The following is a 17,546-nucleotide window of genomic DNA, read 5'->3' on the forward strand; positions in this document are numbered from 1 at the left end:
AAGTGGCAAAGGCGCTCATCCGCCATTTTAAGATTTAAGTACCCTGTTCAGACTTCTCACCGTAACACCCAGATAGTCGGCCAGCTCCTGCTTGGTACAGGGCAGCTGCTCGTGCTCCAGCGCCTCCGTCAGCTGCGCCAGACTACGCTCCAGCGGATTCAACTGCTGTCTCGCCGACCGCTGCGCCGTGTCCGCCAGCCGTATGGCCATCAGCTCGAGGACAGCCTGGTTCAAACCCTCATCGCGACGCAGCAAATGCAAAAAACTCAGCTTGTCTAACATATACACCGACAGTTCGGTGATCGCCATCACGCCCGAAATAGCCGCGCCCCCCGATATCGCCTCGATCTCTCCGAGGATCTGCCCCTCACCCAAAAACTCGAGGATATATTCCTTGTCACCCTCCTCCGCAAACGAACACTTGACAATCCCCGACCGGATAAAGTAAACGCTGGCCACGTCACTCCCCTGACCGATCAGCAAATGCCCCTTCGGAAATTTCCGCATCAATATACCGGCCTGCCCGGCCGCCGCCAGTCCGTCGATTATCCCCAGAATAGTCAAATTCTTCCTGATCATACCGGGACAAATGTCCCAAATAAACCCAATCGGCAAATTAATTTTACGCATGACACCAAAAATCATCCTCCACCTTCTCCTCCTCACCCTGGCAGCAAAAACCCAGGCCCAAACCTCCACCGGCCAAAAGTCGAACTCCACCTCCACCTCGACTGCTCCCTCAGCTACACCGTCGTCCACCAACTCGACCCGAAGATCACACCCGAAGAATACAACCACCAGTTCATCGCTCCCCCGGTCTGCACCAACCTCGCTGACTACATCACCCGCGCGGACCGCTCCGTCGACCTCATGCAAACCCAAAAAGCCCTCCGCCTCGTCACCCTGGACCTCTTCAACCAGCTGAAAAAAGACCACGTCATCTACGCCGAAATGCGCTTCGCCCCGCTAAAACACCTCAATAAAGGCCTCACCGCCGAACAGGTCGTCGCCGCCGTCGACAGCGCCGTAGCCGAGGGCACAAGAAGAACGGGCATCCAGGCCGGCGTGATCCTCTGCACCCTCCGCCAGCTTTTACCAGCGAACAAAGCATGACAACCGTAAAACTCGTCGAAAAATTCCGCGGCAAAAACAGTCATATCGTCGGCTTCGACATCGCCGGCGACGAAGCGGGATATCCCATAACCAATCACGTCGCCGCATTCCAATACGCTCAAACCCACAACATCCCCTGCACCGCACACGCCGGCGAAGCCGCCGGGCCAAACAGCGTCTGGGAAACGCTGAACAATTTCCACCCTACCCGCATAGGCCATGGCGTCAGAAGCAGCGAGGACAGCACCCTTCTCCGCCATCTTCGCGAACAAAATATCCTGCTCGAAGTCTGCCCTACCAGCAACCTGCAAACAAATATGTACCCCGACCTAACGCACCACCCCGTCGATCGCCTCCACAAGGCTAAAGTCCCGCTGAACATCAATACGGACTGCCGCACGATATCCAACACAACGCTCAGCCACGAATACACAAGGCTGATTACCCAATTCCACTGGAAAAAAGAGGATTTCCTGAACGCCAACCTCGCAGCCGTCGACCACGCCTTCACCACCCCGACTATAAAACGGCGCCTAAAGAGCAGCCTCCGGTTCGCCTACACCGGCATGGTCGAACAGCGATTTGCACCGGGAGAAAGGCCCGGCGAAAAATAATAAAATGATCATTCCTATCAACACCGATCCGCCAAAACCCAAAAACAATACATTGTACGCAACGGCATAACCCGACACGGCCGATACCTTCTTCAAAACCACACCCGACAAGGACTGGAAAATGGCGCCCCCGATACCATTGCCGATACAGGCCAGTCCCCAAGCGGACGCGCAGGAAGAGGGAGGAACCACATCAGCCGTCAACGCCAGCGAATTGGCTGTATACGACGTATAGCCAAACCCCGCCAGCCCAAAAACGATCAGCGCAGACATTGGACTGCCGATCACCCACGGCCCAAGCACCAGCGGCATCACCATCAGCGCGCCGGCAATTACCAGCGAGATCCTCCTCGCCCTTGAAACAACAACTCCCCTTTTGATCATCACCTGGGTAAAATACCCCCGGCGATATTTCCGATGTCGGCCATGATGAACGGTATCATCGCATACCAGCCGATCTCCTTCAACTTCCAGTGGTGTACGTCAGCCAAATAACGGGCGATCCAAAACGTAACAAAATACCAGACCGGCTCGATAAAAACTTTAGCGAACAGCAATCCCGAAACATACTTATTCTTCAACAACGCGCCGGCAGACAAAACCCTCCCCTTGTCACCACCCGTCTGACGAGGTGTATAATAAATGAACCAAAATACAACCACCCACAAATATCCCAGTGCAGCAAGTATGATAAAGGAAGACCGCCACCCGTAACTGGCGGCGAGAAGAGCGATCATCGGCGGAACAACGACTGCCCCCAGCGCCGCGCCGCTATTAAATATCCCCGACGCAGTCGAGCGCTCATGCGGCCTGAACCATTCGCTCGTCAGCTTTAGCGCCGCCGGCCAGTTACCGGCTTCTCCGATACCCAGAAAGAACCGGCAAATACCAAACTGAAACGGCGTAGCCTAAACGCATGAAAAAGACCCGCTGTCGTCCAAAAGAACATACACAGACCATACCCCAGTCGCGTCCCCAGCCGGTCGATCACCAATCCGGACAACGAATTGGACAACATATAGGCTATAAAAAACGCCGCTCCGATATACCCGAACGCATCATCAGGGATCAGCTTCCTCAATTCCCCGTCCGCACTCAGATAATTGAAGGACAGGCGGTGAACATAGTTCAGCGTCGTCGCCAAAAAGCAAGGGTGATCATCACCCATTTCATAGTACCGCTTTCACTTTTATCAATATTTCCTCACCCTTCTCCGCAACGATCGGATTGACCAGCGCCCGCCCCATCCCCTTCCATTCAACCTTCATCTCATCACCATCCGACAACGAGACGCCCGCTCCGTAACTAAAAGCGTCCGCCCCAAAAAAATGAACATGCGCCTGTAAAGGCAGACGGTGCTCCCTATACTTAAAATGATGATGCTCGAGATTGGCAAGCGAATGCGCCATATTGTTCTCACCCGTATGTACCGGCGAGGACCAAAGCTCTTTCCCGCGGCGAAGAACACTAACCGTTCCCTCTATATCCGTAAAATCAATATCGATCAACAGCTCGGGACCGATCGAACAATTGCGCAATTTGGACGGAGCCAGATAGAGATAATTCTTCTTTTCCATCACGTGATCCGAGAATTCATTCGCTGGAGTAAAACCGATCCGAAAAGGCTGCCCGGAAGCATCGACGATATATACACCCGCCACCTCCGGCTCTTCCCCCCGTCGTCGCCATGGACAGGGACGGACAATGCCTCGCCGTGCGCCCTCAGCACATTCCCATTGCCCTTATAAAACCATTCCGGCTGCACGCCAACCGCTCCTTCCGCAGGTCGCCCCCCCTCGATCCCCCACTTGATAGATTCGCATGCTATCCGTAAGCGTTTCCTTCCCCGCCTGATGCATCACCCTGCCTGTTGAGCGCGCTGTTCTTATGCGTCAGCCCCGTTCCTGATACCAGACAATTGGATGGATTATCCGGGCAATCGAACGACGGAAGCATCCTCCATTCGGTTCGGCCATTATACACCAGATCATAATCGAGCTCGTCCTTACCCAAATGCATTTCAATGACCTCCCGAATACTTCTTTTCATATTCAACGCCTTTACCGCAAGCTCATATACAGAACTCAACCCCTCCAGAAAGACCAATGCCGGCTCTTTTACCAGCGCGACTTTCCTTCCGGCCGTCGAATGACTAATTTGTACCAATCGTATCATATGGATGTCAATTTAATTTATACAGCTACCCAGCCGCCATCAATCGATATACAGCTCCCCGTCATATAACTCGATGCCGGACTCGCCAGATACAACGCGATCCCCGCAATCTCGTGCAGATCGCCCCAGCGACCCATTGGCACCTTCGAGATAAATGCCTTGTATTTTTCAGGATCGTTCAACAATGGCAAATTGAGTTCGGTCGCAAATGGACCGGGCATCAGCGCATTTACGGTAATTCCGCTCTTCGCCAGCTCCATCGCCAGAGACCTCGTCAGCTGCAGAATAGCCCCCTTACTGGTCGCATACGGCGTTCTTTCGGGAATGGCCGTAACAGAAAGCATCGACCCGATATTGATGATCCTCCCATAACCATTTTTCTTCATGACAGGAACGACTTCGCGGCAAGCCAGCCAGCTACCGGTAACATTTACCTGCTGTACTTTATTGAAATCATCCAGGGAAAGTCCTTCGATGGCGCCCCGGATATTGATACCGGCAGAATTGATCAGTATATCGATCTTTCCAAACCGGTCAACGGTCGCCCGAACGGCATCTTTTACACTCTGTTCATCGGTAACGTCACAGTATAAGGGGATACAGTCCACGCCGGATTCCTCAGCGAGCTCACTGCAAGCCCGCGAACTCACCTCCGGATCGCGCGCGGCGATAGAAATAGACGCCCCTGCCTCGGCAAGCGCTTTAGCCATCGTCAGGCCCAGTCCGCGGTTTCCCCCAATGACCAGGGCCGCCTGACCATTCAGCCTGAACAGATCCAGTATTTTAGTGCTCATGCGTCACAATATTGAATTGGTCAAGATAGTCCTGCTTCAGCGTCAGCCCCATGCCCGGTAATTTGTCATCCAGTTGCAGCTGGCCCTCCACGGCAATTGCCTCCCCGTTGAAGATGTACCAGAACATTTCGTTCCCCACCTCTATTTCGGTCTGCGGGAAATATTCAGCCATCGGACAGGCGAATGAACTCATGACCACGTGGAGGTTATGCATCTGGCCGCCATGGGGGATCACTTCGACACCGTGTACCAGCGCCATATTGCAGATCTTCTGGGCTTCGGTAAAGCCGCCCACTCTGTTCGTATCGAATTGAAAAATATCCAGCGCCTTTGCCTGCAGCAGATCGTGAAAACCATACCGGGTATATTCATGTTCCCCGCCCGACAGCGGGATCGACGTGCCCTGTTTCAGTCTGGCGAAGTTGTGGATCTCATCGGGCAGCAGCAACTCCTCCGCCCACCGGAGATTATAAGGCTCCATCGCCTTCAGCAGCTGCCTGGCATAGGAAAAATTGAACCCCATATAGGCCTCGAGCATGATATCGACGTCGTCGCCCACCGTCTCCCGTACAACCCGTACCATTTCGACGTTCTTCTTCAAACCCTTCATCCCTTCCGTCATCGGGTAGCCGCACCTCATTTTCATTCCCGTAAAACCCTCTTTCTTGAATTGCGCCGCTTCCTGCTGCAGGGAGTCCAGGTCCCTCGTATACAACCGGCTGTAATAGGTGGGGATGCAGGGTTTGGTCCTTCCACCAAGCAGCACGAACACGGGCTGGTTCATCACCAACCCCTTGATATCCCATAAGGCAATATCGATGGCGCTGATAGCGGCCAGTACGGCACCCTTCCTTCCATAGGCAACGGTGGACCTGTACATTTTTTCGAAGAGATACTCGGTATTCAGGGGATTTTCGCCCAATAGCAGCGAAGCGAGCTTGGTGTCGACAATTTGCTGCGTAACGTCAGGACAAAGGCCGGCATTGCCATATCCAACATGACCTCCGTCCGTCTCTACTTCTACAACCAACCAGCTAAAAAATCGGAAGGGGGCCTGCGCGTCACTCTGAAATGGCAAAGCGCTCAGTGGCGTCGCGAAAATAGTGTCACTTGTCTTCACGGGCCCCTGCCACTGGTACAATTTGGTTCTGACCGATCGAATTTTCATGTCTAAATATATCCAAACGGTCCGAATAAGGCTAGCAATTTTTTACCCCTCCCTGGCCCTTTTTTAATCCCTCTACGGATAGGTCTTATATTTCGTATCAAACGTTCCATTGGTAACGGCAATACTGTCACCAGCCGTCAACGAAGCTATCTTACCCGAAAAACTGCCAGCTATCTTTCCCGCGGTCTTGTCCCAGGAGGTGATCGTTATGGAGGTGGACGGGACCTTACTATAATAAGAGGTGTAGTTGTCAGCCGTGTTCGTCCCAAATACTCCTTCCGAATCTAAAGGTTAACAATACCCTAATTATTTTTACCCTTAGCTTTGTACATGCCTAAACCCAACTCCCTGCTCCTGCTATACTTTACCTTTTTCCCTAATATAGTCTTTGCCCGAGGAGCCGGCGGTCGACCTTTTATCTGTAGACAGTTTTGTAACGACGGTTAAATACCGGAATGACCTCACCGCCCTGACCAAAGATCTGACCGACCCCTACCCCCAACAGCTATTGAAAGCAAGAGCGATCTTTAAGTGGATCACGGACAATATCGTATACGACCGCAGGGACTACAATAGACACGAACTGAAAGGAAAAGAGCGCAAATCCCTAAAGTGCCGCAACGACGAAGATTGCACTGCCAAAATGCAGGCATGGGAGACAAGATATATCGACAGGGTCCTAAGAAAGAAGAAAGCGATCTGCCAGGGCTATGCTATGCTGTTCAAAAGAATGTGCGATATTGCCGGACTGAGGGCCGAATTCGTGCCCGGGTATACAAGAACGGAATACTATCAGGTCGGCACCCCGGGTTCCCTCAACCATGCATGGAATGCCCTCTGGATCGACAGTACATATCATTTGCTCGACGCCACCTGGGCCGCAGGCGGCTGCGCCAAAGAGGAGGATGGGCGACTGGAAAAGTTTGCAAGGCATTTTAACAATTATTACTGGCTGACAACCCCGGAAGATTTTGCCAGAGACCATTTCCCCAAAGACAGCATATGGGTATTGATACCCCACTACTCGAAAGAAGACTTTTCTTCCAACCCTTATTACAAACCGGAAGTATTAAATGACACCAAACTCATTTCCCCCGCATCCGGCGTTATCAATGCAAAAAAAGGCGATACTCTTCATTTTAAAATAGAATGCGGCCTCATCTCCGACACGCTGCAGATCAACTCCAATTTCTTTCGAAATCCGGACATCTGGGTAGAGGACGAAAGCCTTCCGAAAAGGCGACGCACGAAAAAACTCGATACCCTGGCCCTAAAAAAACAACAATACATAAAATTCAACCGCTCCGGCGCCCTCTATACATTCGAATACGTCCTGCCGGACGACTCTATCTATTATTTAGACGTCCTTTTTGACAGATCCCGCATATTGCGGTTCAAAGTAAACCCAACTCACCCAACTCCTACCTCTTCTCAATAGGCTCCACCCCCACCACCTCGATCCCAAACCCGCTCAACCCCACCCGCTTCTTCGGATTATCCGTCAGCAGCCGCATCTGCGTGATCCCCAGCATCCGCAGGATCTGCGCCCCGATACCGTAATCTCTTTGATCCATCAGCTGCTTGCTGCACCCATACATCAACCTCGGTTCGGCGGCAAACATATACACCACCACGCCGCGACCTTCTTTCTCGATGATCTCCATCGACCGGTGCAGCAATTCGTGACAATTGCACAGCGACGAACCAAAAATATCCCCGGCGCCGCAGGCCCGATGCACCCGCACCAATACCGGCTCGCCCTCCGCCCACTCACCCTTGATCAGCGCCACATGCTGCGCCCCGTTGTCCGGCTGCGTGAACGTCGTCAGCTTAAACCCACCCCATTTAGTGGGCATATTCACCGTCACATCCTTTGTCACCAGCGATTCATTGCGGATCCTGTATTCGATGAGTTCCTTGATGGAAATGACCTTCAGCCCCAGGTCGGACGCAATCCGCAGTAAATCCGGCAACCGCGCCATCTCCCCGTCCTCCTTCATGATCTCCACGATCACGCCCGCAGGCTCCAGCCCGGCCATGACAGCCATATCTGTCGCCGCCTCGGTATGCCCGGCCCGCCGCAACACCCCTCCCGCCTTCGACCGCAGCGGAAAAATATGCCCCGGCCTCCCCAGGTCGGCGGCCGTCGTCGCTGGATCGATCAGCGCCTGCACCGTCTTCGACCGGTCTGCCGCCGAAATACCCGTCGTACAGCCCTTCCCGATCAAATCGACACTAACGGTAAAATTCGTCTCGTGCGTTGCCGTATTCGTCCCCACCATCAGCTCCAGCTGAAGCTCGTCGCACCGGGCCTCGGTCAACGGCACACAGATCAGCCCCCGCCCATGCGTCGCCATGAAATTGATCACCTCCGGGGTCGCAAACCTCGCCGCCACCATAAAATCCCCCTCATTTTCCCGGTCGTCATCGTCCACGATGATCAGCAGCTTACCCTGACGAACGTCTTCCAGAGCTTCGGATATACTATTTAATACGGTTGCCATGGCCGCGAAATTAATCCATTTAATGGAGACCATTAGGATTGGTCGCAGCCACACAACTCCACCGTATATCCCTTCTGATGCAGCCAACTCCCGATCGCCGTAATATTCGCATTCACCAACCGCCCCGTCGCCGGCTCCTCCCCGGGAATATGCTCCTGCTCGCTTCACGCCACAGACAAACACCCCTTCCCAACGGCCCTCTTTCACTCCCAGTGGTCTGAAAATTGCAGCCATTTTTATATGACGGACACCTTTCACCACCGGCAGATCGCATTGAACAACACGGACATCCACCTCGTCGAAGGCGGCCAGCCCGGCACCCCTCCAATCCTCTTCCTCCACGGCTATCCGGAATCGTGGATCGCATTTACAGACACCATGCTTCGCCTTAAAGAAAAATACCACGTCATGGCCATCGACCTGCCCGGGATCGGACTATCCCGGGGAGACGTTCCCGGTGACAAAACATCACTCGCCGCATTGATCGATTCCCTGCTGGAACAGCTGCAACTGGCGCCGGTTACCATCGTGGGCCACGACGTCGGAGGAATGATCGCCTACTCCGTCCTGCGTCATTTCCCACGTCACATTACCAGGGCAGTAGTGATCGGCACCGCGATTCCCGGCGTCGATCCATGGGAGGAAGTAAAAAGGAATCCCTATATCTGGCATTTTGCCTTCTATTCCATTCCCCATCTTCCCGAAACACTGGCTACCGGCCGGACAAGACCGCTCTTCGACTATTTCTTCGACACGCTCTGCTACAATAAGAACGCCATCGTAGAGTCCAGCCGTGATCACTACGTGAAGGCCTACAACCAACCCGGATCCCTGACCGTCGCCTTCAACTGGTACAGGGCCTTCCCTCAGGACGAACGGGACAACAACGGCCTCCCGCCTGCAACGATTCCTCTATTATATATTCGGGGAGAAAAAGATACCGGAAGGATCGAAGACTACGCAGCCGGTCTCAGGAAGAACGGCGTGTGCAACCTGTCCACAGCCCTGATATCGCGCAGCGGCCATTTTGTTCCCGAAGAAAATCCCGTCGAACTCGCCCAGGCGATCGACCAATTTATGGGATGACCTGGTTCGGAACCACCTGCGAAGCGTTATAGCCAAACTCCCGCTTAAACGCAACCGAAAAATGCGCCAGGTTCTCGAAACCGGCGTCGATATACACGTCGACAGGCTTTTGCTTTTGAACGGCAATCTGATAGTAAGCCCTCTCCAGCCGCTTTTTTGTCAGCCAGCGACCCGGCGTCGTATGAAACACAGCCTTAAAATCCTTCTTGAACGTAGTCAGACTCCTTCCAGTCAGATAACTAAATTTTTCCAGCGGCAGGTTGAACATAAAATTGCGTTCCATAAATCCCGCGAGATCGGCCTTTCCCGGCTCGTCCAGCGCCGCCAGTATTCGTCTGATGCGCGGATCGAACCGATCCAGCACAGTAAGACACTCGCTGATCTTGATCTCTGCAAGGTCTGGCGGCAGTTCGTCCTGCAGACTAAAATAGGGCGTCAGCGACCGAAAGAAACCTTCCACCAGCGGATGTCTGTTCACTTCCAGTACACCGTCCCACCTGGTCTCCGCGGGGTTCAACGGTCTCGATCCATAAAACCGCTGCAACAGGTCAGCCGGGAACAACAGCGAAACAGAACGGAAAGCCTCCCCGTCGGCAGGCAATTTCACCAACCTCCCCAGCTGATTGCGCGGAATGATCACCGCGGCGCCCGGCCCGAAAACAGCAGACTGATCCCCGTAGGCGATCCCTAGCGTCCCCGCGAATACATAGACCAGCGCATGCTGATCCAGCACCAGCTCGCGGCTATAGTGCTTCTCGCGCTTGCAGCTGACGAAGACCCTCCCCTTAGTCGTACCGCCTGATGGCATACTGTCCATGAATATCGCTTGATCTACAAAATTAAGCCAATCCAAGATCAACCAGACTCCGACCGCTGGCCAAAACGGCTTCTTTACCACTCCGGGGCTGCCAGCCGAGCATCCGGATCGCCTTTTCGGGGCTGGCTTCCTTCTCCATGCCGAGATGCGGCACAACAAGCCTGACCCTCGGATTGAAAAGGGCAATGACCCGGATCAGCCAGCTGGGCATTTCCTTTTGGGCACCTTCGCCGCCCTAGCGCCGAGACCGTCGCGCAGTATGTTCGCAATGTCCAGCATCGACAGAGCCCCGTCGGTCGTCGCCAGGAACCGCTCCCCATTGGCGGCCGGCAGCTCCATCGCCCTGAGGTGCAAGTCGGCGACGTCCCGCACATCCACATACGCAAACCGTATCTTTGGTACCGCTTTCATCGTTCCATCCAGCGACCGGTGGATCATCTGTATGGAATGCGAGTAGTCCGCACCCAATACCGGTCCCAGCACCGCCACCGGGTTGACCACGGCAAGTTCGAGCCCCTTCCCTTCTCCCCCGACATACTCCCAGGCCGCCTTTTCCGACAGCGTCTTCGATTTCTGATAGGCAGGCAGATCCTGCGACAGGTCAGACCAGTCCTCCTCCGTGTAGGGCCCTTTTTTATTCGTCCCCATCCCCACCGCGCCAAAAGCTGATGTTAGCACCACCCGTTTCACCCCCGCCGCCTTCGCCGCGCGCAACACAAACAATACCCCGTTGACCGCCGGCACAACGAACTCGTCCTCGTGTCTGGCCGCAGGATTCGGCGTCGGCGAGGCAGGATGGATAATATAGTCGCAACCGCTTACGGCCGCCGCCCATCCCCTCTCTTTCGAAAGGTCCGCCTCGACAAAACTCAGACCGTCAAAATTTCGGATACCCCCGACGGTCAGCATTTGTTTTACTTCAGCGACCCGGCCGAGCGACCTCAAACTTGCGCGGACAGCATATCCCTTGTTCAACAACGCAATCATGCAATAACTCGCGATAAAACCCGATCCACCGGTAACCAGCACAGTTGGCTTCATATCTTTTTTATGCAAATTTACCCCGAGGCTGACCGGCCAACTTTGCTGTAAAGTCGTTTCTACTTTGCTCAAAAGTCGCGCTTAATTTTTCTTCCCGTCCCAAATACCGTTAAAACACTAATGTCATTGACTTAAGGGTTTCACACGTCTTTGTAATTCATATGATACAGTCTTGGCGGTCGTCGCTTTCGGTTTTCATGCCTGCCAGGTCGAACGATTTCTGTGTTAGCGGCCACCTGTTTGTCGAAGACAGCAAGTGCTAATCTGATGGTCCTTTTAATGAACATGCCGATGAGGATACATTTGGTCGACCAATAAGCAAAGGTGCGGTTGATCTTTTTACGGTGCCTGATCTTGCCTTTCTGTTTATCTGCAGTGCTTTCTGCAATGACTTTTTCCTCTATAGGGAACGCCAGTGCTGCACATAAGGTCATCATCATCACCTTGGCATAAATATCCTGCTTAACGGCGGTAGCGGTCTTGCCGCTGAAGGCTTCCACCTGCACCCGGGCCTTGTACATCTTGTAACCTTCCTCCGCACCCCAGCGGATCTGATACAGTTCACCGAGTTCCGGCAGCTTGTATTTTACGGTATCTAATAACGAGGTGCCCAATATTTCCTCCTCTCCATTCTCCAGTGCTATCTTAACCAGCCTGCATTTGACTTCCCTTTTCATCGAGGGGAACTGTTCGGCAAAGCTATCATAGTATTTATCCGGCACGGTCAACGTTACTATCGTATCCCGCTTGCGGCTGGCTCTAAACTCCCTGACCGGCAACCAGTGCTCCCTCATCCGGACGATGAAGTGAATGCCCCTGGATTGCAAGCCGGCAAACAGCGCTGCGCCAGGATATCCGCGATCCAGCAGCAATATATCTCCCCGCTCCACCTTTGGCAGATGCTTCAATAACAGGTCTTGTTCGTTGCCATCCGTCGGACCGGTCTGCACATCCAACGTCAGATAGTTCACCGGATCATACAGCGCGGACAGCAGGCACATGCTCTTGGGCAGGTCTTTGTTCTTTCCCCTACCCATGCCTCTTCTGTCAAACTCCTCGTGGATGCTCGGATGGTTCGGCAGGTTCAGATAAGTGCCATCGACCGCCAACAGCTTCTGTCCATGATAACCGTAGTAATCGACTTCCTTATAGAAGTCCTTCCAGATAATATCGTTGAGCTCAAGGAACGCTTCGGGCGCCAACTTCCGTCTCGACCGGCTGAACCCACTCTTGGTGATCCTGCGGATGTTGAACTGCTCGTTCTCCGTCTCGCTTAAGAAGCGGTCCATCTCCCGTTGTAGTCCCGTCTTTCCCATTCTTAATATACTGATTATCAAATGACCAAACGGAAGCAGACGATTCCTGGTGAAGGCCCCTTCACGGCCGTGCGTGTGACGGCCTTTGAATGCTTCGCTGTCATTGATATGGTAGTTTAGTTTGTTGGTTACTTTGATCCGGTAATCTTTTTTTGGTTTTCGGCGATCACACCGCCCCTTCTTATATACTCATTACAAATTACTTCATTATCAATACCCACCCCACCGTGAAAACACCTTTTCTTGCTTAAGTCAACGACATTAGTTAAAACACCTTAAACCCGCAATCCCCGATTTCATAATTTAGAAGAAAACTTAGACTATGAGACCTTGGCAAGGCATTGTGGGTCAACACTTCACCCCTGCCCAATTCGACCAGTACGTCCAAACCCTCCACTGGATCACCCGGCGTCCTTCCTTTATAGTACTGCACAACACAGCGATACCCAAACTCGGAGACCTGCCCAACGGCTTTTCCAACGCGAGCATGCAGGGATTCGTCAACTATTACCGCGACGAGCAACACTGGAGCGCCGGTCCCCACCTCTTTGTCGACGACCACTTCATCTGGGCCTTTACCCCCATGACTACCCCCGGCGTACACTCCCCTTCCTGGAACAACCAGTCCATCGGTATCGAGATGCTCGGCAACTACCAGACCGACGACTTCAACACCGGCCGCGGCCTCGCCGTGCGAAAGAACGCGATGGCGGCCATCACCTCCATCTGCTCTGTCTTCGGCTGGACCTCCCAAAACATCCGGCTCCACCACGAAGACCCACTTACAGACCACAAAGACTGCCCCGGCAAATTCGTCATCAAAACCGCGGTACAGACCGACGTCGACGGCCTCCTCGCCATCGATCACCCAGGCGAGCACGACCCGACTACCGAAAGGCTTGCTTAAACCTATAAAATACAAAAAATGCAGGAATCAAAAATCCGTGTTTTTCTCCTTTTTTCGGCGGGCTTGACCTAATACCTTAGAGGTCGATGAGAACCGCACAGCTTGAATCCAGCCTGAATCCCAGATTCTATTCTGCCATCGCAGCAGGGGCACTAGGTTATTTCGTCGACGTCTACGACCTATCGGTCTTCAGCATAAGCCGGCAGCAAAGCCTCCTGGACCTCGGCGTGGCTAAGGATCTCTCCGCATCTGTCGGGACAAATCTATATTACTGGCAATTGATTGGTCTGGCCATCGGCGGGGTGTTATGGGGAGTTATGGGTGACAAAAAAGGCAGGATCCGAATCCTATATTACTCAATCATCTTCTATTCGGTCGCAACCCTGCTGAATGCATATATTCATACGATCGCACAATATCAATTATTACGATTCATCGCAGGGCTCGGGTTGGCCGGAGAGTTAGGCGCAGGAATAACGCTGATCAGCGAGGTGATGAGAAGAAACAGCAGAGGATATGGTGCAATGATCGTCGCGTCGTCAGGATGCCTGGGGGTCATACTTGCAGCAACCATCGAAGATAACTTTGGATGGCGCGCCTGTTACCAGATCGGTGGATACATGGGCTTATTCATCCTGCTTTTCAGAATACTGACCAGTGAAAGCGATATATACAGACAGATCCTGACGCATCCATCCAGACAAAAGGGCAATATTTTGTACCTAATTAAAAATCGACGCCTGCTATTCACCTGGTTGAGGTCAATCCTGATCGGAACGCCCATTTATTTTGTGCTTGGAGTATTGATCTTACTGGCGCCGGAATTTGGAAAAGTTCAAAACCTTACCATTAAAACTGCGACAGCCACAACATTCTTTTACATAGCCAATACCATTTCCGATCTGATTTGCCCCATTCTTAGTCAGTTTCTGGGCAGCAGGAAAAAAGCGATTGCCATTTTTCTCGGAATCGTTCTGGTCTCGTTTATTTTCTTTTTCTGGGGCCCCGCCGGCAGCAGCCTTGCTTTTTATTGGAAATATTCCGTGCTGGGCATCGGAATCGGCTACTGGGCGACCCTGCTTTCTTACGTATCTGAACAATTTGGCACCAACCTCAGAGCGACCGCGACTACCAGTGCCCCCAACTTTATCCGGGCTCTCGCAATCCCTCTTCTGATGACGTTTCAATTTCTAAAATCAACTTTTGCCATCCGGACTGCGGGTTTTCTTTTGGGCGCATTTACCGTCGGGATTGCCATAGTCGCCGTCCTACTTAGCAAAGAAACCTTTAACAACGACCTGAACTATCAGGAAACCATACCATAATCAAAGCCCCTGCATACATGCCCATTGAAGGAAAAGACAAATTTTGCGGCTTTATCATGCCAATATCGGGTAAAGGGAAATACCCCGTGGACCACTGGACCAAAATAAAGAATATCCTCACCGACATCGCACAGGCCGCAACGAAAAAGTTAAAACTGGCCGGCGAAGAACCGGAAGTCGTCAGCATAGATTTTGCAAATCCGGACATTAAAAGCGTCATTTTTAATAATCTCTTTTCTATTCCCATAGTAATCTGCGATGTCAGCGGCAACAACCCGAATGTCATTTACGAACTGGGCCTGCGCGTCGCATTCGATATGCCGGTGATCATAATAAAGGACAAGGATACAGAATTCAGTTTCGACATCAATTCATTACTTACCATAGAATATCCCAATAACCTCACCCAACTTGGCCCCACGGACCCGACCTATAAGGAATTCAGTTCAAAACTATATTCCCGGATCATTTATACCTACTACGAATTTGCGGCCGGATCCGTGAGCGTATCCCCCTTGGCCAAATACCTGCACCACGAACACTATCTACAGATCAAACGGGGTGTCCCGTTTGACCTCGCAGGACACTATGAATACATATGCTACCGCGAAGAGATCGGCTACTCCCACGGCGGCAAATGCGAGATTACCCTGAAACATTTCCGCGGAAGTATTATCGAATGGCAACTAAAAGGAGCAAGACACTGGAAGAAAGACGGTACCGAATACCCGGTCCAGGAGTTCATGGACCCCTATCGCTGGGAGACCAAAAAGCAATCTTGTTCGAAGACAAACAATATTTGGTCAGTTATGAGATCCGCACCCCCGCCGACCTGATAATAGGCATAATTCAAGGCTACATCGAGCTCGAACAAAGCGCCAGCAGAGTAAAAAAATTCGACGGCTACTACTATCAGGAAGGCAAAGAAGGACTGGTAAAAGGAAGATTTAAAATGCTGAGGCGGGCACAGAGCGGTGACGAGATGCCTTTTCAGTTCAAGCCCGGCAAATGACCGCGAATTCTTCGGCAAATTCACCAAACTCACGGCCTCCCGGTAACTTATCACCCTTGTACCCATCGAACAATCCTTGCCGGATCGCCCTGCCCGCATTGACGATCAGAGTCTCGGCACTATCGCGAGAGAATCCGTTTTGCAATAAACCCGCCAGCAAAGCATCATCAGGAAACTCCACCCAGTGAAGAGCCTTGCCGATCCCGCGACCCAGCTCCCCTGCTATTTCATTACCTGTCTTAACATCACTGACGACCGACCTGAAACTATGCCCTGAAAAAGAAAGCGAGTTTAGATAATCATACGCCATCTCTGCGATATCGCTCGGGTGGGTCATAAGTATCCCCGCCGTCCCGGGAATATTATGTCCGATGATCCCCTGGTCTTTCACCATACCCAGACTGCCATAAAAATTGGTGTAGAACATGCCCGGGCGTAAGTGAACAATATTCAGTCCTGACACTTCATTCAGACGCTTCTCCAGATCATAATATCTGGTCAGTGGTGATACACCCGCAAACGCAACGCCGATGCTGCTCAGATTGACGGCATACCGGACATTGTTTTGGACGATAGCGGCCGCATAATTTTGGTGTATCTTATCCGCAAATTCATAGTAATCCACGGCCGAAAACTCAGGCGGCACCATTGTATATACGCGATCGGCGTCGCTGAAAACCCGGGCCACAAATTCACCATCTGTTAAAGACCCGATACAGGGGACCGCACCAAGCGCTTCAATATCTCCCGCCCTTGCGGCGTTTGAGCTTACGACTTTCACCTGATGACCAGCAGCCGTCAGTTTTCCGACAAGAACCCGGCTTACATTTCCCAAAGAACCCGTTACTGTAATTTTCATCTTCTTTTGTTTTAATTTCCTGCCAAAACTAATTTTATACATACTTTCGAACAATAGCTTACCCTAAAGTATGTGTAGCCATGACATCGGTTAAGAAAACATCGACCATCCAGGAGAATAAGCAGACCTCATTTGCCGCGTGCCCCGTAACTTTCGTTATGGACAGGATCGGCGGTTACTGGAAGCCCATCATTTTATTCAGCCTGCTGACAGGAACCAAGCGGTACAGCGAGATCAAAAGATCCATTCCCCCGATCACCGAAAAAGTCCTCACAGAACAACTCAAACAGCTCGAGGCCGACGGACTCATCACAAGAAAGTCCAAACCCGTTGTTCCCCCTTACGTCACCTACCAACTCTCCAGACAGGGGAAAGCCCTGAGACCCGTCCTCTATGCAATGGCGGAATGGGCCGTAGCTCACGGCGGCCCCCAATCCAAACAATTTTCACGACAAATGGCCGAGTTCCCGGTCTAACCCGCCTAATCAGGCCGCCGACCTCAAGTCTTAGCAACTATTTCCGGACGGGCTGAAGGCCATAAAGGCCGCCATGGTCAATCCCTTGAAAAATTTAAGGTGTGAATGACCGACGCCTCCGATCCGAGAATCACAAAAAATTAATTACCAATTAATTAGGTCAACAATAAACCTCCCTTACAAAACAGAAAATAAACTACCTTTTTGTAGTTACAAAACTACACTCCGGACTTACTAATATATATAACACGATTTTTCAGGCTGTCTCAATCATAGGTTACAAATCTTGCACAGGTTTTTCTAAGGGTCAGGGCCATTCCCATCAGGAGTGGCCTTGTT

The 17,546-nt window shown here is 52.2% G+C and carries 23 protein-coding genes; 9 read left to right on the top strand and 14 right to left on the bottom strand.

The genetic code is table 11. The features are described from left to right. Positions 1-27: 27 nt before the first annotated feature. Entirely contained in the window at positions 28-507 is a 480-nt protein-coding gene (locus tag ACQ86N_RS24100; RefSeq protein WP_431209272.1) for a Crp/Fnr family transcriptional regulator, read from the bottom strand. Here ACQ86N_RS24100 and ACQ86N_RS24105 point away from each other — a divergent pair. Then, the gene (locus ACQ86N_RS24105) at positions 484-1,113 is read left to right on the top strand and encodes a hypothetical protein (RefSeq protein ID WP_431209273.1); all 630 of its coding nucleotides are present in this window, start codon (positions 484-486) and stop codon (positions 1,111-1,113) included. The two genes, ACQ86N_RS24100 and ACQ86N_RS24105, sit on opposite strands and share 24 nt — an antisense overlap. Further along, a complete protein-coding gene (locus ACQ86N_RS24110; RefSeq protein ID WP_431209274.1) occupies positions 1,110-1,727 on the top strand; it encodes an adenosine deaminase family protein in 618 nt (205 codons plus the stop codon). Before ACQ86N_RS24105 ends, ACQ86N_RS24110 begins: the two co-directional genes overlap by 4 nt. Here the strand turns inward: ACQ86N_RS24110 and ACQ86N_RS24115 are convergent. The 7 genes from ACQ86N_RS24115 to ACQ86N_RS24145 all read right to left on the bottom strand — a co-directional run bounded on the left by ACQ86N_RS24115 (position 1,647) and on the right by ACQ86N_RS24145 (position 5,816). After that, a complete protein-coding gene (locus ACQ86N_RS24115) occupies positions 1,647-2,114 on the bottom strand; it encodes a hypothetical protein (protein WP_431209275.1) in 468 nt (155 codons plus the stop codon). The genes ACQ86N_RS24110 and ACQ86N_RS24115 overlap by 81 nt on opposite strands. Then, entirely contained in the window at positions 2,111-2,614 is a 504-nt protein-coding gene (locus ACQ86N_RS24120) for an MFS transporter (protein WP_431217573.1), read from the bottom strand. The genes ACQ86N_RS24115 and ACQ86N_RS24120 overlap by 4 nt, the downstream gene beginning before the upstream one ends. Continuing rightward, on the bottom strand, positions 2,560-2,871 hold the full coding sequence (locus ACQ86N_RS24125) for a hypothetical protein (RefSeq protein ID WP_431209276.1): 312 nt from the start codon (positions 2,869-2,871) through the stop codon (positions 2,560-2,562). Before ACQ86N_RS24125 ends, ACQ86N_RS24120 begins: the two co-directional genes overlap by 55 nt. A gap of 25 nt (positions 2,872-2,896) precedes the next feature. Beyond that, entirely contained in the window at positions 2,897-3,388 is a 492-nt protein-coding gene (locus ACQ86N_RS24130) for a hypothetical protein (RefSeq protein ID WP_431209277.1), read from the bottom strand. Positions 3,389-3,551: 163 nt separating this feature from the next. Next, positions 3,552-3,902 (bottom strand): hypothetical protein, encoded by a 351-nt coding sequence (locus ACQ86N_RS24135; protein WP_431209278.1) that lies wholly within the window; start codon positions 3,900-3,902, stop codon positions 3,552-3,554. A 17-nt stretch (positions 3,903-3,919) separates the two neighbouring features. Next, the gene (locus tag ACQ86N_RS24140; protein WP_431209279.1) at positions 3,920-4,696 is read right to left on the bottom strand and encodes an SDR family NAD(P)-dependent oxidoreductase; all 777 of its coding nucleotides are present in this window, start codon (positions 4,694-4,696) and stop codon (positions 3,920-3,922) included. After that, positions 4,686-5,816: an enolase C-terminal domain-like protein gene (locus tag ACQ86N_RS24145; protein ID WP_431209280.1), complete on the bottom strand. Its 1,131-nt coding sequence runs from the start codon at positions 5,814-5,816 to the stop codon at positions 4,686-4,688. The genes ACQ86N_RS24140 and ACQ86N_RS24145 overlap by 11 nt, the downstream gene beginning before the upstream one ends. Before the next feature lie 436 nt (positions 5,817-6,252). On the opposite strand from ACQ86N_RS24145, the gene ACQ86N_RS24150 reads away from it, so the two are divergent. After that, positions 6,253-7,302 carry a transglutaminase domain-containing protein gene (locus ACQ86N_RS24150; protein WP_431209281.1) on the top strand — a complete coding sequence of 350 codons (1,050 nt, stop codon included), beginning with the start codon at positions 6,253-6,255 and terminating at the stop codon, positions 7,300-7,302. Here ACQ86N_RS24150 and ribB read toward each other — a convergent pair. After that, positions 7,286-8,368, bottom strand: coding sequence for a 3,4-dihydroxy-2-butanone-4-phosphate synthase (ribB, locus tag ACQ86N_RS24155; protein WP_431209282.1), 1,083 nt, complete (start codon positions 8,366-8,368; stop codon positions 7,286-7,288). The genes ACQ86N_RS24150 and ribB overlap by 17 nt on opposite strands. A gap of 240 nt (positions 8,369-8,608) precedes the next feature. Between ribB and ACQ86N_RS24160 the strand changes: the two genes are divergently transcribed. Beyond that, entirely contained in the window at positions 8,609-9,454 is an 846-nt protein-coding gene (locus ACQ86N_RS24160) for an alpha/beta fold hydrolase (protein WP_431209283.1), read from the top strand. Here ACQ86N_RS24160 and ACQ86N_RS24165 read toward each other — a convergent pair. The 4 genes from ACQ86N_RS24165 to ACQ86N_RS24180 all read right to left on the bottom strand — a co-directional run bounded on the left by ACQ86N_RS24165 (position 9,444) and on the right by ACQ86N_RS24180 (position 12,766). Beyond that, positions 9,444-10,262 (bottom strand): helix-turn-helix domain-containing protein, encoded by an 819-nt coding sequence (locus tag ACQ86N_RS24165; protein WP_431209284.1) that lies wholly within the window; start codon positions 10,260-10,262, stop codon positions 9,444-9,446. The genes ACQ86N_RS24160 and ACQ86N_RS24165 overlap by 11 nt on opposite strands. A gap of 31 nt (positions 10,263-10,293) precedes the next feature. Then, positions 10,294-10,482, bottom strand: coding sequence for a hypothetical protein (locus ACQ86N_RS24170; protein ID WP_431209285.1), 189 nt, complete (start codon positions 10,480-10,482; stop codon positions 10,294-10,296). Further along, positions 10,467-11,312, bottom strand: a complete 846-nt coding sequence (locus tag ACQ86N_RS24175) for an SDR family oxidoreductase (RefSeq protein ID WP_431209286.1) — start codon at positions 11,310-11,312, stop codon at positions 10,467-10,469. The genes ACQ86N_RS24170 and ACQ86N_RS24175 overlap by 16 nt, the downstream gene beginning before the upstream one ends. 140 nt (positions 11,313-11,452) lie before the next feature. Then, positions 11,453-12,766, bottom strand: coding sequence for an IS4 family transposase (locus ACQ86N_RS24180; protein ID WP_431217574.1), 1,314 nt, complete (start codon positions 12,764-12,766; stop codon positions 11,453-11,455). 184 nt (positions 12,767-12,950) lie between these two features. Here ACQ86N_RS24180 and ACQ86N_RS24185 point away from each other — a divergent pair, with 184 nt between their 5' ends. From ACQ86N_RS24185 to ACQ86N_RS24200, 4 genes are all read left to right on the top strand, one after another. Then, positions 12,951-13,535, top strand: a complete 585-nt coding sequence (locus ACQ86N_RS24185) for an N-acetylmuramoyl-L-alanine amidase (RefSeq protein ID WP_431209287.1) — start codon at positions 12,951-12,953, stop codon at positions 13,533-13,535. 86 nt (positions 13,536-13,621) lie between these two features. After that, positions 13,622-14,860 (top strand): MFS transporter, encoded by a 1,239-nt coding sequence (locus tag ACQ86N_RS24190; protein ID WP_431209288.1) that lies wholly within the window; start codon positions 13,622-13,624, stop codon positions 14,858-14,860. A gap of 56 nt (positions 14,861-14,916) precedes the next feature. Beyond that, the gene (locus tag ACQ86N_RS24195) at positions 14,917-15,696 is read left to right on the top strand and encodes a hypothetical protein (protein WP_431209289.1); all 780 of its coding nucleotides are present in this window, start codon (positions 14,917-14,919) and stop codon (positions 15,694-15,696) included. Continuing rightward, positions 15,660-15,872, top strand: a complete 213-nt coding sequence (locus ACQ86N_RS24200) for a hypothetical protein (protein ID WP_431209290.1) — start codon at positions 15,660-15,662, stop codon at positions 15,870-15,872. Before ACQ86N_RS24195 ends, ACQ86N_RS24200 begins: the two co-directional genes overlap by 37 nt. Here the strand turns inward: ACQ86N_RS24200 and ACQ86N_RS24205 are convergent. After that, positions 15,856-16,731, bottom strand: coding sequence for an NAD(P)H-binding protein (locus tag ACQ86N_RS24205; RefSeq protein WP_431209291.1), 876 nt, complete (start codon positions 16,729-16,731; stop codon positions 15,856-15,858). The two genes, ACQ86N_RS24200 and ACQ86N_RS24205, sit on opposite strands and share 17 nt — an antisense overlap. Before the next feature lie 80 nt (positions 16,732-16,811). Here ACQ86N_RS24205 and ACQ86N_RS24210 point away from each other — a divergent pair, with 80 nt between their 5' ends. Beyond that, positions 16,812-17,207, top strand: a complete 396-nt coding sequence (locus ACQ86N_RS24210; protein ID WP_431209292.1) for a winged helix-turn-helix transcriptional regulator — start codon at positions 16,812-16,814, stop codon at positions 17,205-17,207. Positions 17,208-17,546: the final 339 nt, after the last annotated feature.

The sequence above is a fragment of the Puia sp. P3 genome (assembly GCF_050632245.1).
In the GTDB taxonomy this organism is placed as follows: domain Bacteria; phylum Bacteroidota; class Bacteroidia; order Chitinophagales; family Chitinophagaceae; genus Puia.

What these genes read in the sequence shown, in the direction of transcription:
- ACQ86N_RS24175 (WP_431209286.1), bottom strand. Translation starts at nt 11,312, where the DNA reads ATGAAGCCAACTGTGCTGGTTACCGGTGGATCGGGTTTTATCGCGAGT.
- ACQ86N_RS24110 (WP_431209274.1), top strand. Translation starts at nt 1,110, where the DNA reads ATGACAACCGTAAAACTCGTCGAAAAATTCCGCGGCAAAAACAGTCAT.
- ACQ86N_RS24195 (WP_431209289.1), top strand. Translation starts at nt 14,917, where the DNA reads ATGCCAATATCGGGTAAAGGGAAATACCCCGTGGACCACTGGACCAAA.
- ACQ86N_RS24100 (WP_431209272.1), bottom strand. Translation starts at nt 507, where the DNA reads ATGCGGAAATTTCCGAAGGGGCATTTGCTGATCGGTCAGGGGAGTGAC.
- ACQ86N_RS24135 (WP_431209278.1), bottom strand. Translation starts at nt 3,902, where the DNA reads ATGATACGATTGGTACAAATTAGTCATTCGACGGCCGGAAGGAAAGTC.
- ACQ86N_RS24185 (WP_431209287.1), top strand. Translation starts at nt 12,951, where the DNA reads ATGAGACCTTGGCAAGGCATTGTGGGTCAACACTTCACCCCTGCCCAA.
- ACQ86N_RS24140 (WP_431209279.1), bottom strand. Translation starts at nt 4,696, where the DNA reads ATGAGCACTAAAATACTGGATCTGTTCAGGCTGAATGGTCAGGCGGCC.
- ACQ86N_RS24105 (WP_431209273.1), top strand. Translation starts at nt 484, where the DNA reads ATGCCCCTTCGGAAATTTCCGCATCAATATACCGGCCTGCCCGGCCGC.
- ACQ86N_RS24210 (WP_431209292.1), top strand. Translation starts at nt 16,812, where the DNA reads ATGACATCGGTTAAGAAAACATCGACCATCCAGGAGAATAAGCAGACC.
- ACQ86N_RS24160 (WP_431209283.1), top strand. Translation starts at nt 8,609, where the DNA reads ATGACGGACACCTTTCACCACCGGCAGATCGCATTGAACAACACGGAC.
- ribB (WP_431209282.1), bottom strand. Translation starts at nt 8,368, where the DNA reads ATGGCAACCGTATTAAATAGTATATCCGAAGCTCTGGAAGACGTTCGT.
- ACQ86N_RS24170 (WP_431209285.1), bottom strand. Translation starts at nt 10,482, where the DNA reads ATGCCCAGCTGGCTGATCCGGGTCATTGCCCTTTTCAATCCGAGGGTC.
- ACQ86N_RS24190 (WP_431209288.1), top strand. Translation starts at nt 13,622, where the DNA reads ATGAGAACCGCACAGCTTGAATCCAGCCTGAATCCCAGATTCTATTCT.
- ACQ86N_RS24205 (WP_431209291.1), bottom strand. Translation starts at nt 16,731, where the DNA reads ATGAAAATTACAGTAACGGGTTCTTTGGGAAATGTAAGCCGGGTTCTT.
- ACQ86N_RS24165 (WP_431209284.1), bottom strand. Translation starts at nt 10,262, where the DNA reads ATGCCATCAGGCGGTACGACTAAGGGGAGGGTCTTCGTCAGCTGCAAG.